Consider the following 24,887-nt stretch of genomic DNA (forward strand, 5'->3'; position numbering starts at 1 on the left):
TAGAGCGCGATATACAGTCTGTGTCAGTGTTTTCAAGCGGCTATAGCAGGCTTCTGGCCTCCTGGGCTTCAGTCAGCTTCTACCACATAACATCCACCCCCCCCCAAAAAAAGAAATACCCCAGCCTAGGCCGGGGTATTGGGTATCACTCTAGCGTGCTTAATATCGATTAAGCGTGCTCAGCGATCATCTTAGCCAGGATATCCAGACCTTCGTTCAGCACTTCGTCGCTCATGGTCAGAGCCGGCAGGAAGCGGATAACGTTAGCGCGGATACCGCAAGACAGCAGAATCAGACCATGCTTAGGTGCCGCAGCAACCAGCGCTTTGGTCAGTTCAGGGTTTGGCTTGTTGATGTCGCCGTCCTGAACCAGTTCCATTGCAACCATGCAGCCCAGATTACGAACAGCGCCGATCACCTGAGAGTGCTCTTCTTTCATAGCGCTCAGGCGTTGATTCATCTGGTCGCCAATGGATACAGCGCGTTCAACCAGTTTCTCTTCTTTGATCACGTCGAGAACGGCCAGAGCTGCTGCACAAGCAATTGGAGAACCTGCGTAAGTACCGCCCAGGCCGCCAGCAGGAGAAGAATCCATAACCGCTGCTTTACCAACAACCGCAGACAGTGGGAAACCACCGGCGATACCTTTAGCCATGGTCATCAGGTCTGGTTCAACACCAGTGTGTTCGATAGCGAACATTTTACCGGTACGGCCGAAACCGTTCTGAATTTCATCAGCGATCAGCATGATGCCGTGCTCGTCACAGATCTTGCGCAGTTCTTGCAGGAACTCAGCAGGAGCCTGATAGAAACCACCTTCACCCTGTACTGGCTCGATGATAATCGCAGCAACCTGAGACGCTTCGATGTCACAAGTGAACAGCATTTTCAGCGCTTTCAGAGAGTCTTCAATGCTGACGCCGTGCAGTTCATTCGGGTAAGGCGCGTGGTAAACACCCGCTGGGAAAGGCCCGAATTTTGCTTTGTAAGGAACCACTTTACCGGTCAGCGCCATTGTCATGTTAGTACGACCATGGAAACCGCCGTTGAATGCGATTACGCCTGGACGACCGGTGTGAGCGCGTGCGATTTTTACACAGTTCTCAACCGCTTCAGCACCTGTCGTTACGAAGATCGCTTTTTTGTCGCCAGAGATCGGCGCGATTTCAACCAGCTTCTCTGCCAGCTCAACAGCAGGCTCGTATGGGGTTACGGTGATGCAGGTGTGGGTCAGTTTTTCTGTCTGAGCTTTAACTGCTTCGATCACTTTAGGGTGGCAGTGACCTGTATTCAGTACCGCGATACCGGCAGCAAAATCGATGTAGCGGTTGCCTTCAACATCCCACATTTCTGCGTTCTGACCGCGCTCAATGAAAGCCTGCGCCAGGTTACCCTGACCTACTGCGAAAACTTTGTTCTTACGTTCCTGCAAAGATGCATTCGTTGACATGTTTTAACTCCACAAATAAAGGCACGCGATGGCGGCCACACAGAAAAAGGGGGAAGCAGGCACCCATTAAAGGGTGCCCGAGTGAAGGTGTTTCGCTTAGCGAATGCCACCCATCAGCATGTATTTGATTTCCAGATATTCATCCAGACCATACTTAGAGCCTTCGCGGCCTGTACCGGATTCTTTAACGCCACCGAAAGGCGCAACTTCGGTGGACAGGATGCCGTCATTTACCGCAACCATGCCGTACTCCAGGCCTTCAGACACACGCCATACACGGCTCATTGTCTCGGAGTAGAAGTAGGCCGCCAGACCGAATGGGGTGTTGTTGGCAATTTTGATCGCTTCTTCTTCAGTTTCGAAACGAACGATAGGCGCTACAGGACCAAAGATCTCCTGGGTAAATACCGGCATTTCCTGAGTGACGTTCGATAGAATCGTCGGGGTGTAGAAGAGTTCACCGTGTGCGTGACGCTCACCACCAGTCAGAACTTTAGCGCCCTGTTCAACAGAGGCTTTCACCAGATTGTCGACTTTGTCGATGGCGGCTTTGTTGATCAGAGGGCCCACTTCAACGCCCGGCGTGGTGCCGTTACCGATCTGCATCTCTTCAACACGCTTGGCCAGTTTTTCAGAGAACTCATCGTGTACACCAGCCTGAACCAGCAGACGGTTAGCACAGACACAGGTCTGGCCCGCGTTACGGTATTTGGATGCGATGGCGCCTTCTACAGCAGCATCGATGTCGGCATCATCAAATACGATGAACGGCGCGTTGCCACCCAGTTCCATAGAGGTTTTCTTAACCGTGTCGGCACACTGCTTCATCAGGAGTTTGCCTACCGGAGTAGAGCCGGTGAAGCTCAGCTTGCGCACGATAGGGCTGGACGTCAGTTCGCCACCGATAGCCGCAGCATTGGTGCCGGTTACCACGTTCAGGACACCTGCCGGTATACCGGCGCGATGTGCCAGCTCAGCCATGGCCAGTGCACAGAAAGGTGTTTCTTCCGATGGTTTGATCACGATGGTACAACCCGCTGCCAGTGCTGGAGCAGCTTTACGGGTGATCATAGCAACCGGGAAATTCCATGGCGTGATTGCCGCAACAACACCAATAGGCTGCTTAACGGTTACGATGCGTTTGTCTGCAGCATGAGTTGGAATTACATCGCCATAGGCGCGGCGGCCTTCTTCTGCGAACCACTCAATAAAGGAGGCACCGTACATCACTTCGCCCACGGCTTCTTTTAGTGGTTTACCCTGCTCGATGGTCATCAGAAGACCCAGGTCTTCTTTTGCTTCAACCATCAGGTCGAACCATTTTTTCAGAATAACGGAGCGCTCTTTCGCTGTTTTTGCTTTCCAGGAAACCATCGCTTTATCAGCGGCTTCAATCGCTTGACGGGTTTCGTCAGCGCCCAGGTCAACCACATCATCAATATGCAGACCGGTGGCCGGATTGTTTACCGCGAAGGTCTTACCGCTTTGGGCATTAACCCATTCGCCGTTGATGTAAGCCTGTGTCTTAAGTAGCTGTGAATCTTTTAATTTTAGTAACATGGTTTGCTCCAACTTCCTGGCACAAAAAGCAAGTAATTCGTCGGCAGGGGTCTGAGTCAGGAGGAGCCTGCCCATGACAAATGCTGCCAAAGTACGTGCAGTCTAATTAAGGGCTTGGTTTTAAAAAATGAATAACAATCAACGCATAGTTTGGTTAAAGCTGAACAATAACAGCTAAATCTGCAGATAATGCCTGTTTGCCAAGAGAAAAGTTAACCTGCAGATAGCACTGAAGCCCTTATAAATGAAGGGCTTCAGTGTTTTTCCATACTGATGCGATACTTATACAGTAAAGGCTTCTGTCAGTTTTTCCAGTTGTTCTGCCCGTTCGTAGGTTGCACGGGTGTTGTCAGAGATCTGGCGATTTGCCTGATTGTTGTTCTTAATTTCCCCGGCGATACTATCCATATTCTGCGCCATATCACCTGTGGTGAGAGCAACTTCACGGATGGCTTGCTCAATGGCGGTGGCTTGCTCTGCTGCTTCAGATGTTTGCCGCTCAATAAGGCGGATGGATTGTTCAGCTTTTTCACTCAAAAGGCGACCGTTTTCAACTTCGCTGCGGCTTTGATCGATAGCTTCAACCACATTCCGGGTGCCTTTCTGAATCCGCTCAATTTTGTCTGTGATGCTGGAGGTAGCGTTAACCGTCTGTTCTGCCAGTGTGCGGACTTCATCGGCGACAACAGCAAAACCGCGACCTGCTTCTCCGGCGCGGGCCGCCTCAATGGCGGCATTGAGTGCCAGCAGGTTAGTCTGTTCTGCAACCCCCTGAATCAGCTCAATGACGGTATCAATCTCTTTGGACTGTTCACCAAGTTGCTCAACGGAGTGGCTGGTGCTTTCAAAGGCGGCGGCGACGGACTGCAACGACTCCAGTGCCTGGGATATTACCTGAGCGCCATCCAGTGCTGAATCATGAGCACCCTGAGTGGAAGAACTTACCTGCAGGCCGCTTTGGGCGATCTGCTCGGTGGTAACGCTGATCTCTTCCGTTGCAGCAACCAGTGATGTACTGCGCTGGCTGATATTCTCGCTGCTTTGCTGAATATTTCGCTGGGAGTGATCCGTTTCATCAGAGATCTGCTTCAGACTGAGGGTGCTGGTCTTAATATGGCTGACCAGGTCATGAATCTGGCTGCACATGGTATTAGTAGCATCCGCTAGTTGATGGAACTCATCACTGGGGTTGGAGCCTTTTGTCATACGGGTTGTCAGGTCACCGGAGGCGATCTGGTTGAGTGCATTTAAGGCTCTCTGCATATTGCGGGAGATGGATGTTGCCACGGAACCAATAATGGCGACGGCAATAGAGACCAGAATCAGGCTGCCGATGATCAGTGAATTACGGGCGCTATTACGGGTTTTCTGTACATTCTGCTGGGCTTCTTCTGCCAGTACATCGATCAGCCGATGGGTTGCGCGCTGAATCTGCTCGTTAAGTTGGCCGCGAAGCTGATCTAAAATGGTTTCATCTTTTGCATGTTGCAGTTTAAGTGCCGCCATCTCCAGATAAGTATTTTCATAGCGATCGACATCTGCGGCAAACATCTCTTCAAAGTTAAAGTCGCGCATATTACTGCGTAGCTTCTCAATCAGATCCATAACTACTTGCTTGTGCGGGGTGTCGGATGTAATCAGGAAGTCTTTTTCAGCGTTACGGATCTCTTTAAACGTGGTGGAGAAACTGTCCAGAATTCCCAGTTTTTCGACCACTTCATTGGCTATATCATCCAGCTGTTTAATCATGCCGTTTTCGCCCTGAAGTTTCAGGCTAAGGCCGACGCTTTCGTCCAGTGTATTAAGATAGTCAGGCATTAGGCTCAGTGTTTCACTTAACTGGCCACGGGCTGTTTGGTCTGTAAGGTTGTTCCGGGCCTGGGTTAGTGGCGCTTCATAGCTGGACTTTAATTGACGAACTGTTTCTGCGGCTTGGTTCAGTGACTTAATTTCCGGCTGTTCTTTAAGTTTTTCCAGAATCAGCAGGCGGGATTGCAACTGACTGATCTCTGTACTGGCCTGGTTAATCCGGTTTTGTTCGGTGGAAGCATCATTCATGGTGCTTAATACGGAGACACTGTAAATCCCCATGATGGCGAAGCCGGCAATAATGACGGCAACGATAAGGATCAGCTTCTGTCTGAGCGAGAAGTTGATATTCATCCTGTACTACTCCTGGTTTTATATGAACTCTTACTCTGTTCAGAGGTGAGTTTCTTATCTGGTCTGGGGGAGGTTGTCTTCGTGCTGAAGGCCACCAGCCCTTATTTTGCAGGGGGTAGCCCGAGGACGAGGCATAGATTTGCGACTCTAGGGGGTAGGCTTTCGTCTAACAATGGATGGACTTCAAAGTTTAGTTTGATGCCCATCAAACATATGACCTTTATCATATTAAGGTAATACCCCTGACCCCTTGTTACATAAAGCCTGAAGCCTTTTGGCCTGAAAAAGCTCAATAGGGCGGGATTTCAGTCGAGTTACCAAAATACTGATAAATGGTTTCCAAAAATAACGTTTTTGCCCTGTTCGGTTTTTTCATCTGTTTGTAAATCACCGCCGCACCCAAGGTGAAGTGTTTATGCTGTCGGGCGATCGCTTTTAGTTCACCTTTCTCAACGTAGGGGCGGGCAAGCTCTTCCGGCAGAAAGCAAATATACTCGCCACTCAGGGCTAGTGCGATCCGGGATTCGTAATGATAGGAGCTGCCCGCCAGGTTCATCTCACTGAGCTGGTGGTAGATCTCTTCATGGGGTTGTAATCCGGCGTGAACCAGCTTGGCATTACAGATCATCTCATTGGTGATTTCCGTTTCTGGCAGAGGATAAAACGGGTGCTCTTTAGCGCAGTACAAGTAGTTATTGTCGGTAAACAGATGAATATAACTCAGTCCCTGTAACTTGCGGTGATAAGGGATAAAGGCGATATCCAGATCACCATTCAGCACCTGCCGCTCCATATCGCGCATATGTTCCACTTCAAAACTGAGCGTCACTTTAGGGGCTGCTTTGCAATAGGCACGCATAACCTCGGGGATGCGGCAGCGTTCATCGTTGCTGTAAGTATCACTCAGGGCGATGCGTAGTTGGCCGGCTGGGCTTTCCCCGAGGTTGTTGAGTGTGCTGCGGAACTGATCCAGTTGAATCAGAAGTTGTTTGCTTTCTTCATAAACTACGGCCCCTTCGTCGGTCAGTAGAAAACCGCCCCGGCCCCGCTTACAAAGAGGCATCCCTAACCGGGATTCCAGGCTGGCGATATGGTTGCTCACCGTGGGACGGCTGATATTCAGTTCGGCGGCGGCAGAGGTAAAACCGCCGCTTTCCACGACAGTTTTAAAGAGTTTAAGTTGTTTCAGCTCGTAATCGCTGATCTGCCCCAGAGACGGTTTTTTCATAGGAGGTCTCGCTGTCTGCATGTATGCCTGCTAGAGGCTCATGGTAAATATAATCAACCTTAGCAGTGTTTATTGTCCTATTACGTAAAAAAAGTCAAACCTTTGGGTGGAAATCGGTTGGTTTAACCCTGAATTACCTTTTGTGATGATCTGCCGGCGCAAGGGGTAAGCCAAAAGGCTGCTTTATAAAAAACTATAAGATCAGGTGAGACATATGTTCACTAAAAAGACAATGTTCGGGACATTAGGACACTGCAAAAAGAAGTTTTCAGCAGCAGCACTGGCTCTGACTCTGGGTGTAGCTGGTATGGGTCAGGCCGCAGCAGCAGAGCATAATTGGCGCTTCAGTAATCTTTACAGCCGCGGAACGGCTTTCGGTGAAGTTTACGAAAGCCTGGCAAAAAACATTGAGCAACTGTCTGATGGCCGTATCAAGGTTCAGGTTTTGTACTCAGGTGAAGGCGTAGGTACCAGTGGTCTGTTGGGTGCGGTGAAGTCCGGTCTGATCACCATGGGTGCTCCTTTCCAGTCAATGCACGCGGGTGAACTGCCAGCTGGTGTGGTTGAGATCGGTCTGCCGGGTGGTACCGATGACCCTAAAGAGCTGCAGGCTCTGTTCCACGAGAAAGGTTTTGGCGAGGTTCTGACCAAAGCTTATGGTTCTCAGGGCATGGTTTGGATGGAACCCTACATTCAGCCACCGGTTTATATTCTGACGAAAAAGCCCATTAACTCTGTTGCCGATTTCAAAGGTCTGAAGATACGTGCGCCGGGTGCTTACGGTAAGTTCCTGCGTAATTTGGGTGCTTCTCCGGTATCGCTTGCCTGGAGTGAAATCTACACCTCTCTGGCTACCGGTGTGATCGATGGTTCTATCGGTTCTAACATGATCGATCACCGTGATGGTAACCACGTTGAAGTGGCAAAGTATATGTATCGTCTGCCGCTGGCGGGTGCTCAGGTTCTGCCGATTGTTGTTAACCGCAATGCCTGGAAAAAACTGCCGGATGACCTGAAAGCCGCTGTGCGTAAAGCGACTGAAATCCATGCGGATGACCAGCTGCGTCTGTCCCGTCAGTGGGAATCTGAAGCGGTTACCGAGATGGAATCTAAAGGTTTAAAATGGAGCCCTGAGCCTAGTGAAGCGGATAAGAAAGCATGGGTTGATGCTGGTGCCAGTCTGTGGGACGAGTACGCTGCTAAGGATAAGTACAGCAAACAGTTGATCGATATTCTTCGCAAAGAGCAGATGTAAACCTGATTAAAGCAACTTTATAGCAGCTAACCTGCTGTGCAGGTGCTTTAATACATATAACATCTTGGGGAGCGCCTTCGGGCGCTCTTTGTGCTCCGTTTATTAGGTAAGCCGCCTTTAGGTAAACCTTTTTGTTAGGTAAAAAACATGACTGCATTCCTCAGAAACCTGTGCCGACTGGTGGACCTGATTGTCCGCTTCTGCGGTAAAGCTGCAGCCTATCTGATGCCGATTTTGGCCTTTGTTGTTGCCTTTGAGGTTTTCTCCCGTTACGTGTTAAACAGTCCGACGATCTGGGCGTTTGACTTGTCACTGTTTCTTTTCGGTTATATTGCTGCTTTGGGTGGTGCCTATGCTCAGCAGCAGAAGGCGCATATCAATGTTGATATTCTCTATTTCCGTGTTTCTAAAAAATCCCGTGCCGTGTTCAATCTGATCTCCTGGGCGCTGGGTGTCTTCTTCCTGGTTCTGATTATGAAACTTTGCTTCGGAAAGTTTGAGGAAGCGATTGAGTACGACTATCGTCGCCAGAGCGAGTGGGCTCCACCTATGTTTCATTTCTGGATCATGATGATTGTCGCTGCAGGTTTGTTTGCTGCCCAGTTGGGACGGGATATGTTGGCTGAACTTTATTTCCTGATTACCGGGCAGCCATTGATCGAAGATACGGATACAGACTCAGACGACAACCCGGACGGGGACAACTCTGATAAGAATAAAGATCAGCAAACAGAGGCGGCGAAGTAATGGATCTGGGTATTGAGGCATTAACCGGCGTTCTGCTGGTCTGTATTTTTTTCTTTTTTGCACTGGGTGCTCAGGTAGGTCTGGCACTGGGCGGCATCGCCATGGGTATCGGCTATATGGTTTGGGGGGATGGCCTGTTCAATATTATTCCCTCAACCATAGAGTCGACCTATTTCAGCTTTATTTTGCTGGCTATCCCTCTATATATCTACATGGGGCAGCTACTGACCAAGTCTGGCATCGGTGATGCGATGTTTAACTTCAGCCAGCTGGTTGTGGGTAGGGTGCGCGGTTCTTTGGCGATCAGTGTGATCGGTGTCTGCTCTATGATTGGTGCCATGGTAGGTATTATCGGTGCAGGTATTATGACGTCAGGCTCTATCGCTCTGAAGCCGATGCTGGACCGTGGTTATGATCGCAGGCTGGCGCTGGGTGTGATTATGGCCGGTGGTGGCCTGGGTATTCTGATTCCGCCCAGTATCCCTATGATTATGTTTGCGGCGTCGACTCAGAACTCAGTGGGGCGTATGTTCCTGGGAGCTATGATGCCTGCGCTTCTAACGGTGTTCAGCCTGATGGCTTACGTGGTGATCAGCTGCTGGCTGAAACCCGAGAGAGCACCGATTGATTCTCAGCAGGAAGATTTTGTTCCTCATACTCCCAGTGAACGGTTTCGTGTGATTCGTGATGGCCTGTTCTCATTGCTGCTGATTGCTGCCGTGCTGGGCAGTATTATTACCGGTATTGCAACGCCAACGGAATCCGGCGCTATCGGTGTGATGGGGGCTATTGTTCTGGCGATCCTGTTTAAGCGCTTTAAATGGGATATGTTCCGCTCCGCAGGACTGCAAACCGGTATCCTGGTAAGCGTGGCGATGTGGATTATCTTCGGGGCATCGGTATTCAGTAACTTCCATCTGCTGATGGGCGTGCAGAATATGGTGGCAGATTTTACCAATGGTCTGGATATGCCGCCGATCATGATCATCATTATGTTTCAGCTGATCATGCTGCTGCTGGGTTTTATCATCGACGAGTTTATTATTGTTCTGATGTGCGCCCCGTTGTTTACGCCGATTGCGGTATCTCTGGGCTATGACCCGATCTGGTTCGGCGTGCTGATGATTCTGAATATTCTGATTGCAGTACAGACACCGCCGTACGGTTTTGCGCTCTTCTATCTGAAAGGTATCGCACCGGCAGGTATCGGCATGGGCGAAATCTATCGTTCGGTAACGCCTTTTGTGCTGATCAATGTGATGGTACTGATCTTGTGTATGGTGTTCCCGGATATCGTACTTTGGTTGCCTGGTATGGTGATGGATGGGTAAGTATCTGCTATCTGCCTAGCACGATGAGAAGCCGCTTCCTATGAAGCGGCTTCTTTGTTTTCAGCTTAACTGGCTCTTTCAGGTGCCCACACTCTTGAGCTTGCCCCGGTCTACATCACAGGTTTTTTTGTCGGATTACTTTTCTGCTCGTGGCCGATGACAAACAAACCGGCTCCAAGAATAATACCAGTCCCGACCAGAGTCAGTGTGTCCGGGTATTCACTGAACACCAGAAATCCTAAAAAAGTTGCGCTTACAATCTCAAGATACTGAAAGGGCGCCAGGGTACTGGCTGCTGAACGATGAAAAGCTACGTTAATCATCAGATAGCTGATGGCAGATACAGCTCCCAGTAGTGCCAAAAGAGGCAGGTGATTGCTTTGCAGATGACTCCAGTGCAGTACCGCTTCCTCTGTATGATTACCAGCAATAAGCAGTAAGCCAAGAAAGAGGATACCAGCGATGCCGGTTCCGGCCTGAATCTGCAGTGGCTGCAGATGGTCACGGCATTTGCGGATTACAATAAAGTGCAGAGCATAACAAAGTGCCGCCAGCATCGGCAGTACGGCGCTGAAGCCATACAGCTGCCAGTTAGGGCGAATCACTACCATAGCGCCGATCAGACCGACAATAGCGGCCAGATAGCGAACCCAGGGTGTACGTTCCTTTAGGATCAGCCCGGATAGGGCCATCAGTAATAAAGGCTCGATAAAGAAGAGGGCGATAGCATTGGCGACCGGAAGCTCCTTTAAAGACCACATCATAAAGGTAATTGCAGTACTGATCAGAACGCCTGCGATGCTTAATCTGATTTTCAGAGCCAAAGTTAATCTTCTGAGTGATCCCGCTCCTGCGGGGCTTTGTAGCAGAATTAGCATGACCAGAAGGGTCTGCAGCAGGGTTCGGATAAAGCTGACCTGAACCGGCCCTAAAGACTGCGTCAGAATTTTGGCCAGAACATCCACCGTGGGCACCAGTAGCATAGCCAGAATCATAATGATCAGGCCACTTTGGTTGTTTTGTTGATCATTGGGGTGCAGTAAGTAAGAGAGAAAAACTCGCATAGCCGTCTCAGGCTCCAGACAAGGGGTGAAGGTGTTAGCCGGATATTGGCCTTTGGTTGAGGCCCGTTGATGGGCTGACTCTTGTCGTCGATTTCAGCTTCTGATGAGCTGCTTAATAGTATTGTCTTATGGTTCCGGCAGTCTTTGTGCTGCCGTTTTACGGCTAACAGAGGTTATCTTTGGTGATGCCCTTTCGTCTGTTACGCAGAAGCGGCATAATACGCGCCTTTTACCGATGCGGACAAACAGGATTTCCTCCCGCCCGGCCGAATAATTAATCAACAAACTCAGGTTATTACATTGCTTACTACCGCTAATATCACCATGCAGTTCGGCGCAAAGCCGTTATTTGAAAACGTTTCCGTTAAATTTGGCGAGGGAAACCGTTACGGTCTGATCGGCGCCAATGGTTGCGGTAAATCCACCTTTATGAAGATTTTGGGTGGTGATCTTGAGCCAACAGCGGGCAATGTATCCAAAGATCCCAATGAGCGTATCGGTAAACTGAAGCAGGATCAGTTCGCCTACGAGCAGTACAGTGTCGTTGATACTGTCATCATGGGTAATACCGAGCTGTGGGCGGTTAAAGAAGAGCGCGATGCGATCTATTCAAAAGCGGAAATGACCGAAGAAGACGGTATTCGTGCTGGTGAGCTGGAAGGTGAGTTTGCCGAAATGGACGGCTACACCGCAGAATCCCGTGCCGGTGAACTTTTGCTGGGTGTGGGTATTCCTGTTGAACAACATTTTGGCCCGATGAGCGAGATCGCGCCGGGCTGGAAACTGCGTGTGCTGCTGGCACAGGTGCTATTTTCTGACCCTGATATTATGCTGCTGGACGAACCCACCAACAACCTGGATATCAACACCATTCGTTGGCTGGAAGGCGTTCTGAACGAACGTAACTGCACCATGATTATTATTTCGCACGATCGTCACTTTCTGAACTCTGTTTGTACCCATATGGCGGATCTGGACTACGGTGAACTGCGTCTGTATCCCGGCACGTACGATGAGTATATGACGGCGGCAACTCAGGTGCGTGAGCGCCAGATGGCGGATAACGCTAAGAAAAAAGCTCAGATTGCGGACCTTAAGGCCTTCGTCAGTCGTTTCTCGGCCAACGCGTCCAAGTCCAAGCAGGCGACCTCCCGCGCCAAGCAGATCGACAAAATTCAGCTGGATGATATCAAACCGTCCAGCCGTCAGAACCCGTTTATCCGCTTCGAGCAGGAGAAGAAACTGCACCGCCTGGCGCTGGAAGTGGAAGGTCTGTCAAAAAGCTTTGACGAAGAGCTGTTCTCTAACCTGAATCTGATGGTTGAAGTAGGCGAGCGTATTGCGATTATCGGCCCGAATGGTATCGGTAAATCGACGCTGCTGAAATGTCTGGTAGGTGATCTGGAACCAACTACAGGTATGTTGAAGTGGTCCGAAAACCACAAGTTGGGCTACTACGCTCAGGATCACGCGGCTGATTTTGAAGCCGGTGATACTCTGTTTGACTGGATGGCTCAGTGGGGACAGGAAGGCGATGACGAACAGATGATTCGCGGTACGCTGGGCCGTCTGCTGTTCTCCCAGAAGGATATCGACAAATCCGTTAAGGTGATCTCCGGTGGTGAACAGGGTCGTATGTTGTTCGGTAAGATCATGCTGCAGCGCCCGAATATTCTGCTGATGGATGAGCCCACCAACCACCTGGATATGGAATCCATTGAGTCTTTGAACCTGGCACTGGAAAACTACGAAGGCACGCTACTGTTTGTGTCTCACGACCGTGAGTTTGTATCGTCACTGGCAACCCGTATTATCGAGATTACCCCAACCGGTATCGTCGATTTCCACGGCACCTACGAAGACTATCTGACCAGTCAGGGTGTTAACTGATAGGTGATTGCAGGAATCAGATTGTCGTTTAAACGATTAATCAGTCCCTGATCCGATGCCGGTTTGTTTGCTCTGTTCTGAAAGGCAGTGCGTAACAGACCGGCATTTTTGTCGTGGTCTGTTATTCGTCTTGTTCTGTCCGCAGTGATCGTTAACCCAGGCCAATGAGCATATATCGAGTCTGTGGTTCTCTTTTACCGCTTTTTGATAGTGATAGCCCTCAGTTATGAGTTCATCAAAAAAAGCCCGCCTTGATCGTTTTATCAGCCAGATGCTGTTTAAGCGTGATCCGGCAAATCCGGTGAGTAAAAAACAGGTGCGCCTGTTATTGGCGCAAGGTCGGATTCGGGTGAACGGAAGGCCTGCAGAAAGTATCAGCCAGCCCATCGACTTTTTCAGCCGCATTGAACTGGACGGTGAGCTGTTGCAAAACAATCGCCCGCTTTATCTGATGCTGCATAAACCGGTGGGTGTGGTGACGGCGGTCACCGACGATGAGCACAAAACGGTGATCGACCTGATCGATCATCCTGCTAAAAATCAATTGCACTATGCGGGACGACTCGACCTGAATACCTCAGGGCTTTTATTGCTCACCAATGATGGTGACTGGTCGGCCGCCTTGACCCTGCCGGATAAAGAGGTTGAGAAGTGCTATGAGGTAGAGCTGGCGCGTCCGGCCAACGATGACTACGTGCAGGGTTTTGCTGACGGTATCTGGTTTGCTTATGAGGGTATAACGACCCGTCCGGCACGACTGGATATTCTGGATGATCATCATGCCCGCGTTTGGTTGACCGAGGGGCGCTATCATCAAGTAAAGCGGATGTTTGGTCACTTTCGTAATGAAGTGGTCAGGTTACACCGAAGCTCCTTGGGTTCTCTGCAACTTGACCCGACATTAAAGCCGGGTCAGTGGCGTGAGCTGAGATCAGAAGAGCTGGATGCCCTGAAAACCCAGGGAGCCGGTTACAGCGCTTCGTTTAATAGCCTTATTTAACGATTGATCAGAGTAGTCAGCTCATCAAAATGACGGATCACCTGATCGGCCTGATGGGCGTAGTCCGGTAGCTCTTCCGGTGCGAACAGGCAGGAGTGCATTCCGGCATTGTTGGCGGCCTCAATGTCATAACGAAAGTCTCCCACGTACATAATGTGCTCGGGCTTCAGACGCCACTCGCTGGCAATCATCAGTAGTGCCGTGGGATCTGGTTTTGCAGGAGCTTCTTCGCGGGTGATAATACGGGTGATCGGCATAGCATTATTACGGATTTTAATCTGAGCGGCTTCCTGAAAGTTGCGGGTCACAATCGCCATCGGATAGTTATTCTGATTCAGACAATCAACGAAGAGTTTGGCGCCGGGTATCCAGCTGGCCTGATGGGCATCATCCAGTTCGTGTTGTTCAATAATACTGTTTGCCCTGTCTTTAAGGTAAGGGTCCTGCAGTTGTGCCGTGAACGTCAGAATATCGTCTTCATCAGGGCAGTTCACCTGTTGACGTAGCCATTGGAAGTCCAGAGAGGAAGATACCAGTGTCCCGTCCAGATCAAAAATCACACCTTTAATATTTTTCATTCCGTTCTACCCTGCGAAAGTTTAGTTGGACTGAAAGCCAGATAATTCAATACGTTATATCAGTAAAACCGAGCCTTTTCACGTTGCAAAAATAATCTTAGACAGAAGAGGCTATCTGTGTATAATGAATTTGTCTGAAAGCAAGTCTGTATTTATGCACCATTTCGATGTCTTCAATTTAGTAAGTACCTCGTCCTGTTTTCCATAAGTAATAGCACGACTTCCAGCAAAACCGCTTCACTGTTGAAGCAAAAAAATTACTCTTGTATGACAGGAATTTAATCATGTCTAAAGTTACTGGCACTGTTAAATGGTTTAACGAATCTAAAGGTTTTGGCTTCATCGAGCAGGAAAGCGGCCCAGACGTATTCGCACACTTCTCTGCGATCGTTGGCAACGGTTTTAAAACCTTGCTGGAAGGCCAAAAGGTTGAGTTCAAAGTAACTCAAGGCCAAAAAGGCCCACAGGCTGAAGAAATCGTTGTACTGTAAGACATTCTTGTCTTAGGTATTACGGGCTCAAGCCTGGATCTGAAGCTTAATTCGTTAAGTCAAGATCAACAAAAAGCGAAGCTACGGCTTCGCTTTTTGCGTTTTTGTAAGTTTTTTTAAAGGTCAGTAAGGTATCGCAATGGGTATTTCAAAAGATAAGGTTGTTCAGTTTTACTACACGCTGAAAGATGAAGCTGGCCAGACACTGGAAAAAAATGTGGGTGCTGACCCGGTCGCTTATTTGCATGGCCATAAGAATATGATGCCCGGTGTTGAGAAAGCACTTGAAGGGCGTGAAGCGGGGGAAGAGTTCACGGTTACCCTACCTCCGGAAGAAACCTACGGTGTACGCCGTGAAAATAGTGAACAGCGCGTGCCGGTTAAGCATCTGATGGGGGCTAAGAAATGGAAGCCGGGTATGATGGCGGTTGTTCAGACTGAGCAGGGGCAGCGTCAGGTTACCGTTATTAAGGTCGGCAAGTTTATGGTCACGGTTGATACCAACCATCCGATGGCCGGTAAAACCCTGACCTTTGATATGATCGTCGCTGATGTTCGTGATGCAACATCGGAAGAGATTGCCCATGGTCACGCCCATGGCATTGGTGGTCACCACCACTGAGCATTCCGGCAAAGGGCTGTTGTATGGCAGCCCATGCTGTGCTGTTGGTTTTTATCTTTTCCGGCTTCCGCTGGCCTTTTCATCCGAGTGTGTTTAACCCTCGGGTTAAGATGGTGAGCGCCACTTTGAAGGCGAGTATCCTGTCCAGCGCTTAAAGGCCCGACAGAAGGCCGCTGTCTCCGAAAACCCCACCCGTTCGCTAACTTCGTTGACCCCAAGGTGCTCTGAACTCAGCAGCTTAATGGCAAGATCGCGGCGCAGCTGTTCTTTTAACTCCCGTAACGATGTCCCTTCTTCCGTAAGTTTCCGGCGTAATGTCCTGGGTGCAATATGGAGTTTGTCGCTAATCCAGTCAAGATCCGGAAGCTGATCAAAATCGAATTGCAGCAGTAGCATTCTGATTCTTGTTTTTAGTCGTTCATCCTGATCCGGGCGGTGCAGGATCATAGCGGGGGACTGATTCAGGAACTCGTTCAACTCCTCCTCACTACGTACAATGGGAAGCTGTAGATATCTTGGGTGCAGATAAAAGCCGCAGTGGCATACGTTGTACTCCAGCGTACCCGTGTACATCGCCGGATACTCTCTTGCATGGGGCGGAGGAGGGTATGAAAAGCAGGTGCGGCTGAAAGGTATCTGTTGCCCGGTCAACCAGCTGGAGAAGCGTTGCCACATGAGAATAAGAAATTCCTGTAGCAGGTGATTGGGGTCTTTACAGGCGTCCTGTAATTGCAGGCGGAAAAATACCTGTGTCTGACCGGATTCTGTTATCTGTTCCGCATCCAGATGTGCATCAATATCCGGATAAACCGTGCTATAAAAGCGGGCGCTTTTTTTTAGCATGCCACCCAGTGTCCTGGCTTGTTGTGCCAGCTCTGCCATTAATGCGAATACCCCATTTTTACACACAGAGGGTGCCAGTCCCATAAACTCATCATGGGTTTCCCGCCAGACTGCTTTGATCAGATTACTCAGCTGCTGTTCGGTGATCAGTTGGTCCGGCTTTTGATACCAGTGCAACGGAATTCCTGCTTGTCGGAGTAATGTGTGTGCCGCAACACCCTGTGCCAAAGCACCGGTAATACAGGCGTGAATGTAGTGGTTGGCAATATAAGCCTTTTCTATTGAGCCCGGCTTTATGGCAGCCGGTAGCCTTGTGGCAGAGGGCATTCTGTTGATGTCTTATTATTGTTTTCAGGAAAGATGTGCTTCAACGCTATTACATTCCCGACCTAAGATCCAGCTGTCTGTCTGACTGAGCCGATTGTTTGGCCGTTTTGATCAATTAAATCGACCGGGTTCATCATTCTGTGCCCAAAAGATAAGCGATTAAATGGCCTTTGTTATCAATCGAGTTAGAAAACAATTTCAATAATAAAGTAAAACAGCCGGTGAGTATTTACGCTATGAATGCATCTGTTTCTTCTCAAAGTTCCTTGTCAGCTTCCGTTTATGGGGATGATGCCCCGCTTTTTGTTGAGATGGTTCAGCGCTTTCTGCAACAAAAAGTTGAGCCCTATTTCGAGCAGTGGGAAGCTGAGCATCAGGTTCCACGCTCTCTTTGGAACACCTTTGGTGAAGCCGGTTTATTGGGAGTTGATCTGCCGGAGTCCTATGGCGGTGCCGGTACAGATTTCCCAATCAGCCAGCTGGTGTGTGAAGAGATCTCCCGTTATGGCTACGGCGGTGTTGGTAGTGGCTATAACATTCATGCCAATATTGTGATGCCCTATATTCTTCATATCGGCTCAGAAGCTCAGAGGCAGTATTGGTTGCCGAAAATGGCTTCCGGTGAGGTGCTGGGGGCCATTGCCATGACTGAGCCCGGTGCCGGTAGTGATCTGGCCGCTCTCAGAACCCGTGCTGAGAAGGTGTCCGGTGGTTGGAAGATAAATGGTTCTAAGATCTTTATCACCAATGGTCTGCTGGCGGATATGGTGATCGTATGTGCGAAAACAGACCCTCAGGCCGGTGCTAAGGGGGTATCTCTGTTTCTAGTGGATGCGAGCCTGCCGGGTTTCTCAAAGGGTAAGGGTATTCTCAAGATCGGCCAGCACTCCAGTGATACCGCCGAACTCTTTTTTGAAGACCTGATCGTACCGGAGGATGCTTTGCTGGGGGAGCTGAACAAGGGCTTCACCTATCTGATGCAGGAGCTGCCCCGTGAGCGTCTTGGGGTAGCGTCTCAGGCTCTGGGGGCGATGGAGGGGGCTCTACAGCTTACTCTGGATTATGTACAGGAAAGAAAAGCCTTTGGGCAGCGCATTGCAGACTTTCAGAACACCCGTTTTAAGCTGGCGGAGGTGAAGGCTCAGATTGAGTTGGGCCGGGCTTACTTTAATCAGTGTATGCAGCGCTACAGTGAAGGTGCGATGAGTGCCACGGATGCCGCGACCCTCAAGCTGATGCTGAGTGAGATGCAGTGTAAAACCATCGATGAATGCCTGCAGTTGTTCGGTGGCTATGGTTACACCACAGAATATCCCATCTCCCGATTCTATGTGGATGCCCGTATCCAAACGATTTATGCCGGTACCTCTGAAATTATGAAAGAGGTGATTGCCCGTTCTCTACTGGGTAAGTAAGCAGCAAGGGCGTTAGGCGCTCTGTGCAACCGGAAACAGCAATAATCAAAAATCCAATCAGAAATACAATAAACAAAAGGATTCTGCTATGTCTGCAATCGATCTGTCTCAGGTAGTGATTCTTGACGGTGCCCGTACTGCGATAGGGAGCTTTGGTGGCTCTCTGAGTTCGTTTTCTCCGGCAGAGTTGGGAACCCTCGCCGCGAAGGAAGCGATTAAACGCGCCGGAGTGCCAGCAGCGGATATCGACCACGCTGTATTTGGCCATATTATTACCACAGCCCCTCAGGACGTGTATCTGGCCCGGCATATCGCTTTGAACTCAGGCCTGCCGGTGGAGTCTGCCGCTTTGAATGTGAATCGTCTCTGTGGTTCTTCCGTGCAGTCCCTGATCTCAGCGGCACAGATGCTGGCAGCTGGTGATAGTCGTATCGCATTGGCCGGTGGTGCAGAAAGCATGAGTAAGGGGGCATATCTGCTGCCTAATATGCGCTTTGGTCAGCGCATGGGGGATGGTAAAACGTTGGATATGACGCTGGATATTCTGAGTGACCCGTTCGACAGCGGTCACATGGGTATCACGGCTGAAAATATTGCGGCCAGATACCGCTTCAGTCGTGATCAGCTGGATGAATTTGCTCTTACCAGCCATCAGCGGGCAAGTGCGGCGATTAAAGAGGGGCTGTTTGAATCTCAGATTGTGCCGGTTGAGATCAGAAAGCGTGGACAAACTCAGCTTTTTGCTACCGATGAGCATGTTCGTGGGGATATCACCGCTGAGGGTCTTGCCAGCCTGAAACCTGCTTTTAAGAAAGAGGGGCTGGTGACGGCAGGTAATGCTTCAGGTATCAACGATGGTGCTGCTGCAATGGTGCTGACGTCAGAGGCTGAAGCCACCCGTCGCGGCCTTAAGCCACGCGCACGTTTTATCAGCTATGCTTTTGCCGGTGTCGAGCCTGATGTGATGGGGCTGGGGCCGATTCCTGCGGTGAACCGCGCACTGGAGAAAGCAGGCTTAGAGGTGGCAGACCTTGATGTGATCGAGTCCAACGAAGCCTTTGCGGCTCAGGCGATGGCGGTCACGGAAACTCTGGGCTTTGATCCCGCCAAAGTGAACCCAAATGGTGGCGCTGTAGCCCATGGACACCCAGTGGGGGCAACCGGCTCTATGATTACTCTGAAAGCCCTCTATGAACTGGAACGCACCGGTGGGCGTTATGGCCTTATTACCATGTGCATCGGTGGTGGGCAGGGTGTCGCCCTGATCGTTGAAAATCTGAAGGGGCAGAGCTGATGGCTGAACTGCAAATCCGTCGGGTGGCCGTGATCGGTGCCGGTGTTATGGGGGCAGGGATTGCGGCTCAGGCGGCTAATGCCGGTGCTCAGGTGCTGCTGTTGGACCGACCATCTGAGGGTGACACTTTTGCTGAGCGTAGCCGGATTGCTGCTGACGCATTAGGGCGAATGATCAAAGATGGTTCTCGGGGGGCTCTGATGTCCTCCTGTGTGGCTGACCGTATCACGGTGGGCAATACGGAAGATCATTTTTCAGAGCTGGCTGGACAGGACTGGATTGTGGAAGCGGTTGTCGAGCGGCTGGATGTTAAACGGGCCCTGTATCAAAGAATTGATCAGGTTCGTTCTGCACATTGCATGGTTTCTTCGAATACATCCACTCTGCCGTTACAGCATCTGCTGGATGGGATGAGTGACGGTTTTCGTCAACACTTTGTGGTGACGCATTTTTTTAATCCACCACGCTATATGCGACTGGTGGAGTTTGTTTCTACTGATGAGACTTCGCAGGAAGGGCTGGCAACACTTAAGGCTTTCAACGATAAAGCGATGGGGAAAACCGTGATCACCTGCGCGGATCGCCCGGGGTTTATCGCTAATCGTCTGGGCGTCTACTGGATGCAGGTGGCGTTACAGGAAGCGGTCTCACTTGGATTAAACGTTCAGCAGGCTGATCAGGTTATGCAGCTTTGCGGTTTTCCGAAGACCGGAGTTTTCGGGCTTTGGGACTTGTGCGGTATCGATCTGATGCCGGAGGTTACTGCAAGTCTTAGTCGTCTGCTGCCGGAAGACGATGCCTTCCAGCGATATGCCCGTTCACCGGAGCTTATCAGCACCATGATCGAAAAGGGCTGGCATGGCCGCAAGGGCAAGGTCTTGCAGGGTTTTTACCGCCAAAGCATAAATGATCAGGGGCTGAAGCAGCGCCACCAGCTTAATTTGACGACTCTTGAGTATCAGGCGTTATCTGACACGACGGACTGGCCCAGCTTGCAATTGAAGAAAGGTGATCTTTCTGTGCTGGTGCAGACTGATGATAAAGGTGGTGAATATGCTCGGCGGGTATTGAGCCGTGTCATCGCTTATGCCGCCAGCCTTCTACCGGATGTCGCGGAGGATATCGACGCAATCGATACCGCTATGCGTTTGGGCTACAACTGGCGCTTTGGGCCTTTTGAACTAAGAGACCGGATCGGCGTGGAAATCTTTGATGCGCTGCTTCATGAGGAACAGAACCGTGATCCTAGTGCTTTTGCCGGAACTGCACTTTGGTTGCAATGGGCCGCTGAAGATCACAAACCCGGTTACTGTCAGATTGATGGGGTAACTCATCAGCTGACTTTAACCGAGGGGTATCAGTCCATTCACCGTGCTGAAGGTATTGTTCACTGGTCGGATCTGACCCAAGGACAACTGTTGATAGAAGGCCAGCTCAGCCGTCTCTGGCAGGTGGATAATGAGCTGCTTTGTTTCGAACTGTCCGCCCGAATTAACGCGCTAAGCACCACGTTGCTGGATGAGCTGGAAACCGCTTTGGATCGTGCGATGGGTGACAATAAGGCACTGCTTATCGCTAGTAGTGGCAGTGTCTTTGCCGCAGGAGCTGACCTGAAAGAGTTTGTTCAGCTGCAGGAAAACAAGGGGCTTGAGGGCTATATACGCCGGGGACAGGAGCTGTTTCAGCGTATCGAAGCCTCGTCTGTGCCCGTGGTGGCTGCCGTGGCTGGCAAAGCGCTTGGCGGAGGTGTGGAGCTGCTGATGCACTGCCATTATGTGCAGCTGGCCGCTGAAGCTCAGTTGGGGCTGGTGGAGGCTCAGGTTGGTATCGTTCCGGGGTGGGGCGGTTGTAAAAAGCTGCTGGCGAACAGCAGTCAGCTGTTGGGTGCTGATCAGGCGATTGAATATTGCTTTAGCACTCTGAAGTCAGCCCGCGTCAGTTACTCGGGATTGGAAGCGAAAGCTCTGGGCTTTGTCTCAGAGCGAAGCGCTGTAAGTATGAACCCGGACCGGTTGCTGGGAGATGCTATTACCGCGACCAGATCCCTAATCGGTAAAAGACGGGTCGCTGTTGATACAGATCCTCTGCCATTAATACCCTGGCAACCAGACGCTCCGTTGGCAGATGGCAGCTACCAGTCGACCCTGGAACAGGCGTTGTTGTCTCTGTTGAATAGTGCTGGCGCGGAAGGGTGGTATAACGCTTTCGATCAACTGGAGCTGGCTACAGATCAGGACCTGGCCCAGCACGCCGCTTGCGTTGCCCGGATGAAGCATCTGCTGGAAACCGGTAAGCCGCTAAAAAACTGATCTTACCTGCTGGTATGCCTGGGTTGTGATTTATGGCAGGCAGAGTTGTGCGGTTTTAATAAATATTAGGAAGGTTTTATTTAATCATGTTGGCCATTACGATCAATAATAACGACCGTTACGGCCATTGCTAGTAGTTTACAGGCGTTATTAACTAAGTAGCGCCTGTTCTTTAAAACTCAACTCTTAATAAAAACAGAACAAAAACAAAAATCTTAGAAGAGAGGTGTCGTATGACGACAATGGATATGGCTCAAGTGATTTCTCAGGCTACCCGTAACACTTTAGGTGCAGGCCTGGAGCGTTCGGCTCGTCGCAATAACAATAAAGTTGCCCTGCAGTATGCAGATAGATACTGGACATTTGCTGAATTCAATCTGGCGGTGAACCGAGTCGCTAACCAGTTGATTCGTTCTGGTCTGCAAAAAGGCGATCGCGTGGCTGCCTATGGTAAAAACTCAGATGCATATCTGCTGCTTTTTCTTGCCTGTGCTAAAGCAGGGTTGATCCATGTACCCGTGAATTTTGCTCTGGTAAAGGATGAGCTGCTCTATATTCTGAACCAGTCCGGCGCAAAAGCGCTTTTCTCTGACTCCAGCCTTAAAGCTCATATTGATGAAGTATACGGTCAGGCAGAACTAGCTCTGCATGGTAGCCTGCATGCAGCTGATCCTGCGACAGGTTCCGATGAAAAGCTGGATATTCTTGCGCTGGCTTTGGACAATTCCGTCAACTCAGAGGCACCGGATATCGAGCTCAGTGACAGTGATGTAGTGCAGATTCTCTATACTTCCGGCACTACCTCTGACCCTAAAGGGGCTATGCATACCCACCGTTCTTTGATGTCGGAATATAACAGCTGTATCAATCACCTTGATCTCTCATCGGATGATCGTGGCCTTGCCGCTCTGCCGCTTTACCACTCTGCGCAGATGCATGTCTTCAGTATGCCCGCCTTACTGCAGGGATCTTTTTCTTATCTGATCGATACGCCTACACCGGATCAGATCCTGCGCTTGCTGAAAGAGGAAAAACTAAACAGCTTTTTTGCGCCGCCAACGGTCTGGATCGCTCTGTTGCGCCATGACGACTTTGTGGATACTGAGTTACAACATCTGAAGAAGCTTTATTACGGTGCATCGATTATGCCTGAGCCCATTGTTCATGAGCTGGAGCAGCGCTTGCCCGAGTCTGGTCTGTACAACTGTTATGGGCAGAGCGAGATTGCCCCTCTGGCAACGGTTTTGACACCGGCTGAACATAAAGCGCGTCCAAGCTCTTGCGGTCGTCCTGTTTCTTCGGTTTGCACCCGTATTGTCGACCCTGTGACCGGTGAAGATTGTGCGCCGGGGCAGCAGGGAGAGCTGGTACATCAGTCGCCGCATCTGATGGTGGGCTACTGGAATAAGCCGGAAGAGACGGCTGAGGCGTTTAAAGATGGCTGGTTCCACTCCGGGGATCTGGGTATTCAGGACGAAGAGGGCTTTATCTATATCGTTGACCGCATCAAGGATGTGGTGAATACCGGTGGTGTTCTGGTGGCCAGCCGTGATGTTGAAGAAGCGCTCTATACCCACGCGTCCATTGCTGAGGTGGCCGTTATCGGGGTGCCGGATGAGAAATGGATCGAGGCAATTGCTGCTGTGGTGGTGCTGAAGCCTGGTGTAGAGGTGGATGAAACGATACTTATCCGACATGCTAAGGAACATCTGGCGGCTTTCAAGGTGCCAAAGCAGGTTCACTTTGTTGACCAGCTTCCGAAGAATACTGCAGGCAAACTGCTGAAACGCACGTTACGCGACCAGTTCGCTCAGATCGATTAGAAAGGATCGAAGCTTTGCCCGCCCTCCCTGTGAAGCAGGGAGGTTGTTACGCAAATAAGTAAAAAAACAAAAACAACAAAGGAAGACCCTATGCGTTTAAAACTGAAAAAAATATCTGCTGGTGTGCTCTCGGCTTTGGCTATATCTGCCGGTGCTCATGCTGCCGAAATATCGGATAACGAAGTTCGCATTGGCTATATTGCAGATATGTCTGGTACATACAGCCCCCTGGCAGGCCCTAATGGTCTGACTGCTGCAAAAATGGCCATTGCGGATTTTGGCGGTAAGGTTAACGGTAAGAAAATCACTATTGTTGCGGCGGATGATCAGAATAAGCCGGATATTGGAGCGAATAAGGTTCGCCAGTGGATCGATACCGATAATATTGACCTTGTGGCAGGTATGGTTTCTTCGGCGGTAACTATCGCGGTAAATAAGGTTGTGGAGTCAAAGGATAAGCTTTCTATTGTGTCCGGGTCTGCATCTTCATCGATAACCAATCAGTATTGCACACCGAATTCGGTCCACTATGTTTATGATACCTATGCTATGGCCCATGGCACCGGTGAAGCCGTTGTAAAAGAAGGTGGTGACAGCTGGTTCTTTTTGACCGCTGACTACGCCTTTGGTCATGCGATGGAAGGCGATGTCGCATCCGTTGTTAAAGGCAGTGGTGGTAAGGTGGTTGGCGCTGTACGACACCCTCTGGCCACCAGCGATTTCTCTTCCTTTATTTTGCAGGCTCAGGCTTCTGGTGCCAAGATTGTTGGTCTGGCTAATGCGGGTGCGGATACGATTAATGCACTGAAAACGGCGAAAGAATTTGGTGTGGTGGCATCGGGTCAGAAGTTAGCAGGTTTGTTGGTTTTTTTGCATGATGTGAAGAGTCTTGGCCTTGAAACCACGCAGGGATTGCAACTGACCACGGGCTTTTATTGGGATCGAACACCCGAAACGCGCACCTGGTCAAAACGCTTCTATAAAGAGACCGGCACCATGCCGACGATGGTACATGCAGGGGTTTACTCTTCAACCATGCACTATTTAAAAGCTGTCGAAAAGACGGGTACGGATGACTCCCAGACTGTTTTGAATGAGATGAAGAGAACACCGGTTAATGACTTTTTTGCCACTAACGGTCGTATCCGTGATGACGGGCGCATGATCCACGATATGTATCTAGCTGAAGTTAAAAAACCGTCAGAGTCAAAAGGAGAGTGGGACCTGTTCAAAATTCTGCGTACCATTCCGGCAGATCAGGCCTTCCGGCCGTTATCAGAGTCTAAGTGTCATTTAGTGGCTAAAGGCTGAGTGCCAGTAGCTAAAGGCTAAGTGCCATGATTTATTATTCGGTGCTGTAAGGCGAAGTTAACTCGTTAGTCCACCTCTTGTTATCATTTTTTTCTTGATAAAGCCCGGCTGCTACTGATTAGCCGTCGGGCTTTTTTCGCTTTCGAACTTAGAAAGGAATATTTCTTGCTTTAAAGATAAAGGCCC

Annotated in this window: 19 protein-coding genes; 12 read left to right on the top strand and 7 right to left on the bottom strand. The window is 50.1% G+C overall.

Going from position 1 to position 24,887, the window contains the following annotated elements:
* Nucleotides 1-169: 169 nt before the first annotated feature.
* The 4 genes from gabT to ACN0R8_RS00160 all read right to left on the bottom strand — a co-directional run bounded on the left by gabT (nucleotide 170) and on the right by ACN0R8_RS00160 (nucleotide 6,401).
* The gene (gabT, locus tag ACN0R8_RS00145) at nucleotides 170-1,450 is read right to left on the bottom strand and encodes a 4-aminobutyrate--2-oxoglutarate transaminase (protein ID WP_417593881.1); all 1,281 of its coding nucleotides are present in this window, start codon (nucleotides 1,448-1,450) and stop codon (nucleotides 170-172) included.
* A gap of 96 nt (nucleotides 1,451-1,546) precedes the next feature.
* Complete coding sequence (locus tag ACN0R8_RS00150) at nucleotides 1,547-3,010, bottom strand: NAD-dependent succinate-semialdehyde dehydrogenase (RefSeq protein ID WP_417593883.1); 1,464 nt, start codon at nucleotides 3,008-3,010, stop codon at nucleotides 1,547-1,549.
* A 282-nt stretch (nucleotides 3,011-3,292) separates the two neighbouring features.
* Nucleotides 3,293-5,173 carry a methyl-accepting chemotaxis protein gene (locus ACN0R8_RS00155; RefSeq protein ID WP_417593885.1) on the bottom strand — a complete coding sequence of 627 codons (1,881 nt, stop codon included), beginning with the start codon at nucleotides 5,171-5,173 and terminating at the stop codon, nucleotides 3,293-3,295.
* A gap of 289 nt (nucleotides 5,174-5,462) precedes the next feature.
* Nucleotides 5,463-6,401 (bottom strand): LysR family transcriptional regulator, encoded by a 939-nt coding sequence (locus ACN0R8_RS00160; RefSeq protein WP_417593887.1) that lies wholly within the window; start codon nucleotides 6,399-6,401, stop codon nucleotides 5,463-5,465.
* A 214-nt stretch (nucleotides 6,402-6,615) separates the two neighbouring features.
* On the opposite strand from ACN0R8_RS00160, the gene ACN0R8_RS00165 reads away from it, so the two are divergent.
* The 3 genes from ACN0R8_RS00165 (at nucleotide 6,616) to ACN0R8_RS00175 (ending at nucleotide 9,734) form a co-directional block, all read left to right on the top strand.
* Nucleotides 6,616-7,656 (top strand): TRAP transporter substrate-binding protein, encoded by a 1,041-nt coding sequence (locus ACN0R8_RS00165; protein ID WP_417593889.1) that lies wholly within the window; start codon nucleotides 6,616-6,618, stop codon nucleotides 7,654-7,656.
* 147 nt (nucleotides 7,657-7,803) lie between these two features.
* Nucleotides 7,804-8,403 carry a TRAP transporter small permease subunit gene (locus tag ACN0R8_RS00170; RefSeq protein ID WP_417593891.1) on the top strand — a complete coding sequence of 200 codons (600 nt, stop codon included), beginning with the start codon at nucleotides 7,804-7,806 and terminating at the stop codon, nucleotides 8,401-8,403.
* 5 nt (nucleotides 8,404-8,408) lie between these two features.
* A complete protein-coding gene (locus ACN0R8_RS00175) occupies nucleotides 8,409-9,734 on the top strand; it encodes a TRAP transporter large permease (RefSeq protein WP_417595163.1) in 1,326 nt (441 codons plus the stop codon).
* Nucleotides 9,735-9,844: 110 nt separating this feature from the next.
* On the opposite strand, the gene ACN0R8_RS00180 is transcribed toward ACN0R8_RS00175, so the two are convergent.
* A complete protein-coding gene (locus ACN0R8_RS00180) occupies nucleotides 9,845-10,798 on the bottom strand; it encodes a DMT family transporter (RefSeq protein ID WP_417593893.1) in 954 nt (317 codons plus the stop codon).
* 300 nt (nucleotides 10,799-11,098) lie between these two features.
* Here ACN0R8_RS00180 and ACN0R8_RS00185 point away from each other — a divergent pair, with 300 nt between their 5' ends.
* A complete protein-coding gene (locus ACN0R8_RS00185; protein ID WP_417593895.1) occupies nucleotides 11,099-12,688 on the top strand; it encodes an ABC-F family ATPase in 1,590 nt (529 codons plus the stop codon).
* 226 nt (nucleotides 12,689-12,914) lie between these two features.
* Nucleotides 12,915-13,688, top strand: a complete 774-nt coding sequence (locus ACN0R8_RS00190) for a pseudouridine synthase (protein WP_417593897.1) — start codon at nucleotides 12,915-12,917, stop codon at nucleotides 13,686-13,688.
* Here the strand turns inward: ACN0R8_RS00190 and ACN0R8_RS00195 are convergent.
* Entirely contained in the window at nucleotides 13,685-14,266 is a 582-nt protein-coding gene (locus tag ACN0R8_RS00195; protein ID WP_417593899.1) for an HAD family hydrolase, read from the bottom strand. The genes ACN0R8_RS00190 and ACN0R8_RS00195 overlap by 4 nt on opposite strands.
* A gap of 284 nt (nucleotides 14,267-14,550) precedes the next feature.
* On the opposite strand from ACN0R8_RS00195, the gene ACN0R8_RS00200 reads away from it, so the two are divergent.
* Nucleotides 14,551-14,757, top strand: coding sequence for a cold-shock protein (locus ACN0R8_RS00200; protein ID WP_078319808.1), 207 nt, complete (start codon nucleotides 14,551-14,553; stop codon nucleotides 14,755-14,757).
* A 139-nt stretch (nucleotides 14,758-14,896) separates the two neighbouring features.
* Entirely contained in the window at nucleotides 14,897-15,379 is a 483-nt protein-coding gene (locus tag ACN0R8_RS00205; protein WP_417593902.1) for an FKBP-type peptidyl-prolyl cis-trans isomerase, read from the top strand.
* A gap of 105 nt (nucleotides 15,380-15,484) precedes the next feature.
* Here the strand turns inward: ACN0R8_RS00205 and ACN0R8_RS00210 are convergent, their stop codons facing one another.
* Nucleotides 15,485-16,549 (bottom strand): AraC family transcriptional regulator, encoded by a 1,065-nt coding sequence (locus ACN0R8_RS00210; protein ID WP_417593904.1) that lies wholly within the window; start codon nucleotides 16,547-16,549, stop codon nucleotides 15,485-15,487.
* A 236-nt stretch (nucleotides 16,550-16,785) separates the two neighbouring features.
* Here ACN0R8_RS00210 and ACN0R8_RS00215 point away from each other — a divergent pair, with 236 nt between their 5' ends.
* From ACN0R8_RS00215 to ACN0R8_RS00235, 5 genes are all read left to right on the top strand, one after another.
* A complete protein-coding gene (locus ACN0R8_RS00215) occupies nucleotides 16,786-17,964 on the top strand; it encodes an acyl-CoA dehydrogenase family protein (RefSeq protein ID WP_417593906.1) in 1,179 nt (392 codons plus the stop codon).
* Between the two features lie 88 nt (nucleotides 17,965-18,052).
* A complete protein-coding gene (gene bktB, locus ACN0R8_RS00220) occupies nucleotides 18,053-19,258 on the top strand; it encodes a beta-ketothiolase BktB (protein ID WP_417593908.1) in 1,206 nt (401 codons plus the stop codon).
* The gene (locus ACN0R8_RS00225; RefSeq protein ID WP_417593910.1) at nucleotides 19,258-21,567 is read left to right on the top strand and encodes a 3-hydroxyacyl-CoA dehydrogenase NAD-binding domain-containing protein; all 2,310 of its coding nucleotides are present in this window, start codon (nucleotides 19,258-19,260) and stop codon (nucleotides 21,565-21,567) included. Before bktB ends, ACN0R8_RS00225 begins: the two co-directional genes overlap by 1 nt.
* A gap of 233 nt (nucleotides 21,568-21,800) precedes the next feature.
* Complete coding sequence (locus ACN0R8_RS00230) at nucleotides 21,801-23,390, top strand: fatty acyl-CoA synthetase (RefSeq protein ID WP_417593912.1); 1,590 nt, start codon at nucleotides 21,801-21,803, stop codon at nucleotides 23,388-23,390.
* A gap of 90 nt (nucleotides 23,391-23,480) precedes the next feature.
* The gene (locus tag ACN0R8_RS00235; RefSeq protein ID WP_417593914.1) at nucleotides 23,481-24,701 is read left to right on the top strand and encodes an ABC transporter substrate-binding protein; all 1,221 of its coding nucleotides are present in this window, start codon (nucleotides 23,481-23,483) and stop codon (nucleotides 24,699-24,701) included.
* Nucleotides 24,702-24,887: the final 186 nt, after the last annotated feature.

The organism is Oceanospirillum sp. (assembly GCF_048265165.1).
GTDB lineage: Bacteria > Pseudomonadota > Gammaproteobacteria > Pseudomonadales > Halomonadaceae > Oceanospirillum.

Bases quoted from the DNA above. Each gene is read 5' to 3' on its own strand.
- bktB (WP_417593908.1), top strand. From the start codon at position 18,053: ATGTCTGCAATCGATCTGTCTCAGGTAGTGATTCTTGACGGTGCCCGT.
- ACN0R8_RS00165 (WP_417593889.1), top strand. From the start codon at position 6,616: ATGTTCACTAAAAAGACAATGTTCGGGACATTAGGACACTGCAAAAAG.
- ACN0R8_RS00215 (WP_417593906.1), top strand. From the start codon at position 16,786: ATGAATGCATCTGTTTCTTCTCAAAGTTCCTTGTCAGCTTCCGTTTAT.
- ACN0R8_RS00150 (WP_417593883.1), bottom strand. From the start codon at position 3,010: ATGTTACTAAAATTAAAAGATTCACAGCTACTTAAGACACAGGCTTAC.
- ACN0R8_RS00210 (WP_417593904.1), bottom strand. From the start codon at position 16,549: ATGCCCTCTGCCACAAGGCTACCGGCTGCCATAAAGCCGGGCTCAATA.
- gabT (WP_417593881.1), bottom strand. From the start codon at position 1,450: ATGTCAACGAATGCATCTTTGCAGGAACGTAAGAACAAAGTTTTCGCA.
- ACN0R8_RS00195 (WP_417593899.1), bottom strand. From the start codon at position 14,266: ATGAAAAATATTAAAGGTGTGATTTTTGATCTGGACGGGACACTGGTA.
- ACN0R8_RS00225 (WP_417593910.1), top strand. From the start codon at position 19,258: ATGGCTGAACTGCAAATCCGTCGGGTGGCCGTGATCGGTGCCGGTGTT.
- ACN0R8_RS00160 (WP_417593887.1), bottom strand. From the start codon at position 6,401: ATGAAAAAACCGTCTCTGGGGCAGATCAGCGATTACGAGCTGAAACAA.
- ACN0R8_RS00230 (WP_417593912.1), top strand. From the start codon at position 21,801: ATGACGACAATGGATATGGCTCAAGTGATTTCTCAGGCTACCCGTAAC.
- ACN0R8_RS00200 (WP_078319808.1), top strand. From the start codon at position 14,551: ATGTCTAAAGTTACTGGCACTGTTAAATGGTTTAACGAATCTAAAGGT.
- ACN0R8_RS00205 (WP_417593902.1), top strand. From the start codon at position 14,897: ATGGGTATTTCAAAAGATAAGGTTGTTCAGTTTTACTACACGCTGAAA.
- ACN0R8_RS00170 (WP_417593891.1), top strand. From the start codon at position 7,804: ATGACTGCATTCCTCAGAAACCTGTGCCGACTGGTGGACCTGATTGTC.
- ACN0R8_RS00180 (WP_417593893.1), bottom strand. From the start codon at position 10,798: ATGCGAGTTTTTCTCTCTTACTTACTGCACCCCAATGATCAACAAAAC.
- ACN0R8_RS00190 (WP_417593897.1), top strand. From the start codon at position 12,915: ATGAGTTCATCAAAAAAAGCCCGCCTTGATCGTTTTATCAGCCAGATG.
- ACN0R8_RS00235 (WP_417593914.1), top strand. From the start codon at position 23,481: ATGCGTTTAAAACTGAAAAAAATATCTGCTGGTGTGCTCTCGGCTTTG.
- ACN0R8_RS00155 (WP_417593885.1), bottom strand. From the start codon at position 5,173: ATGAATATCAACTTCTCGCTCAGACAGAAGCTGATCCTTATCGTTGCC.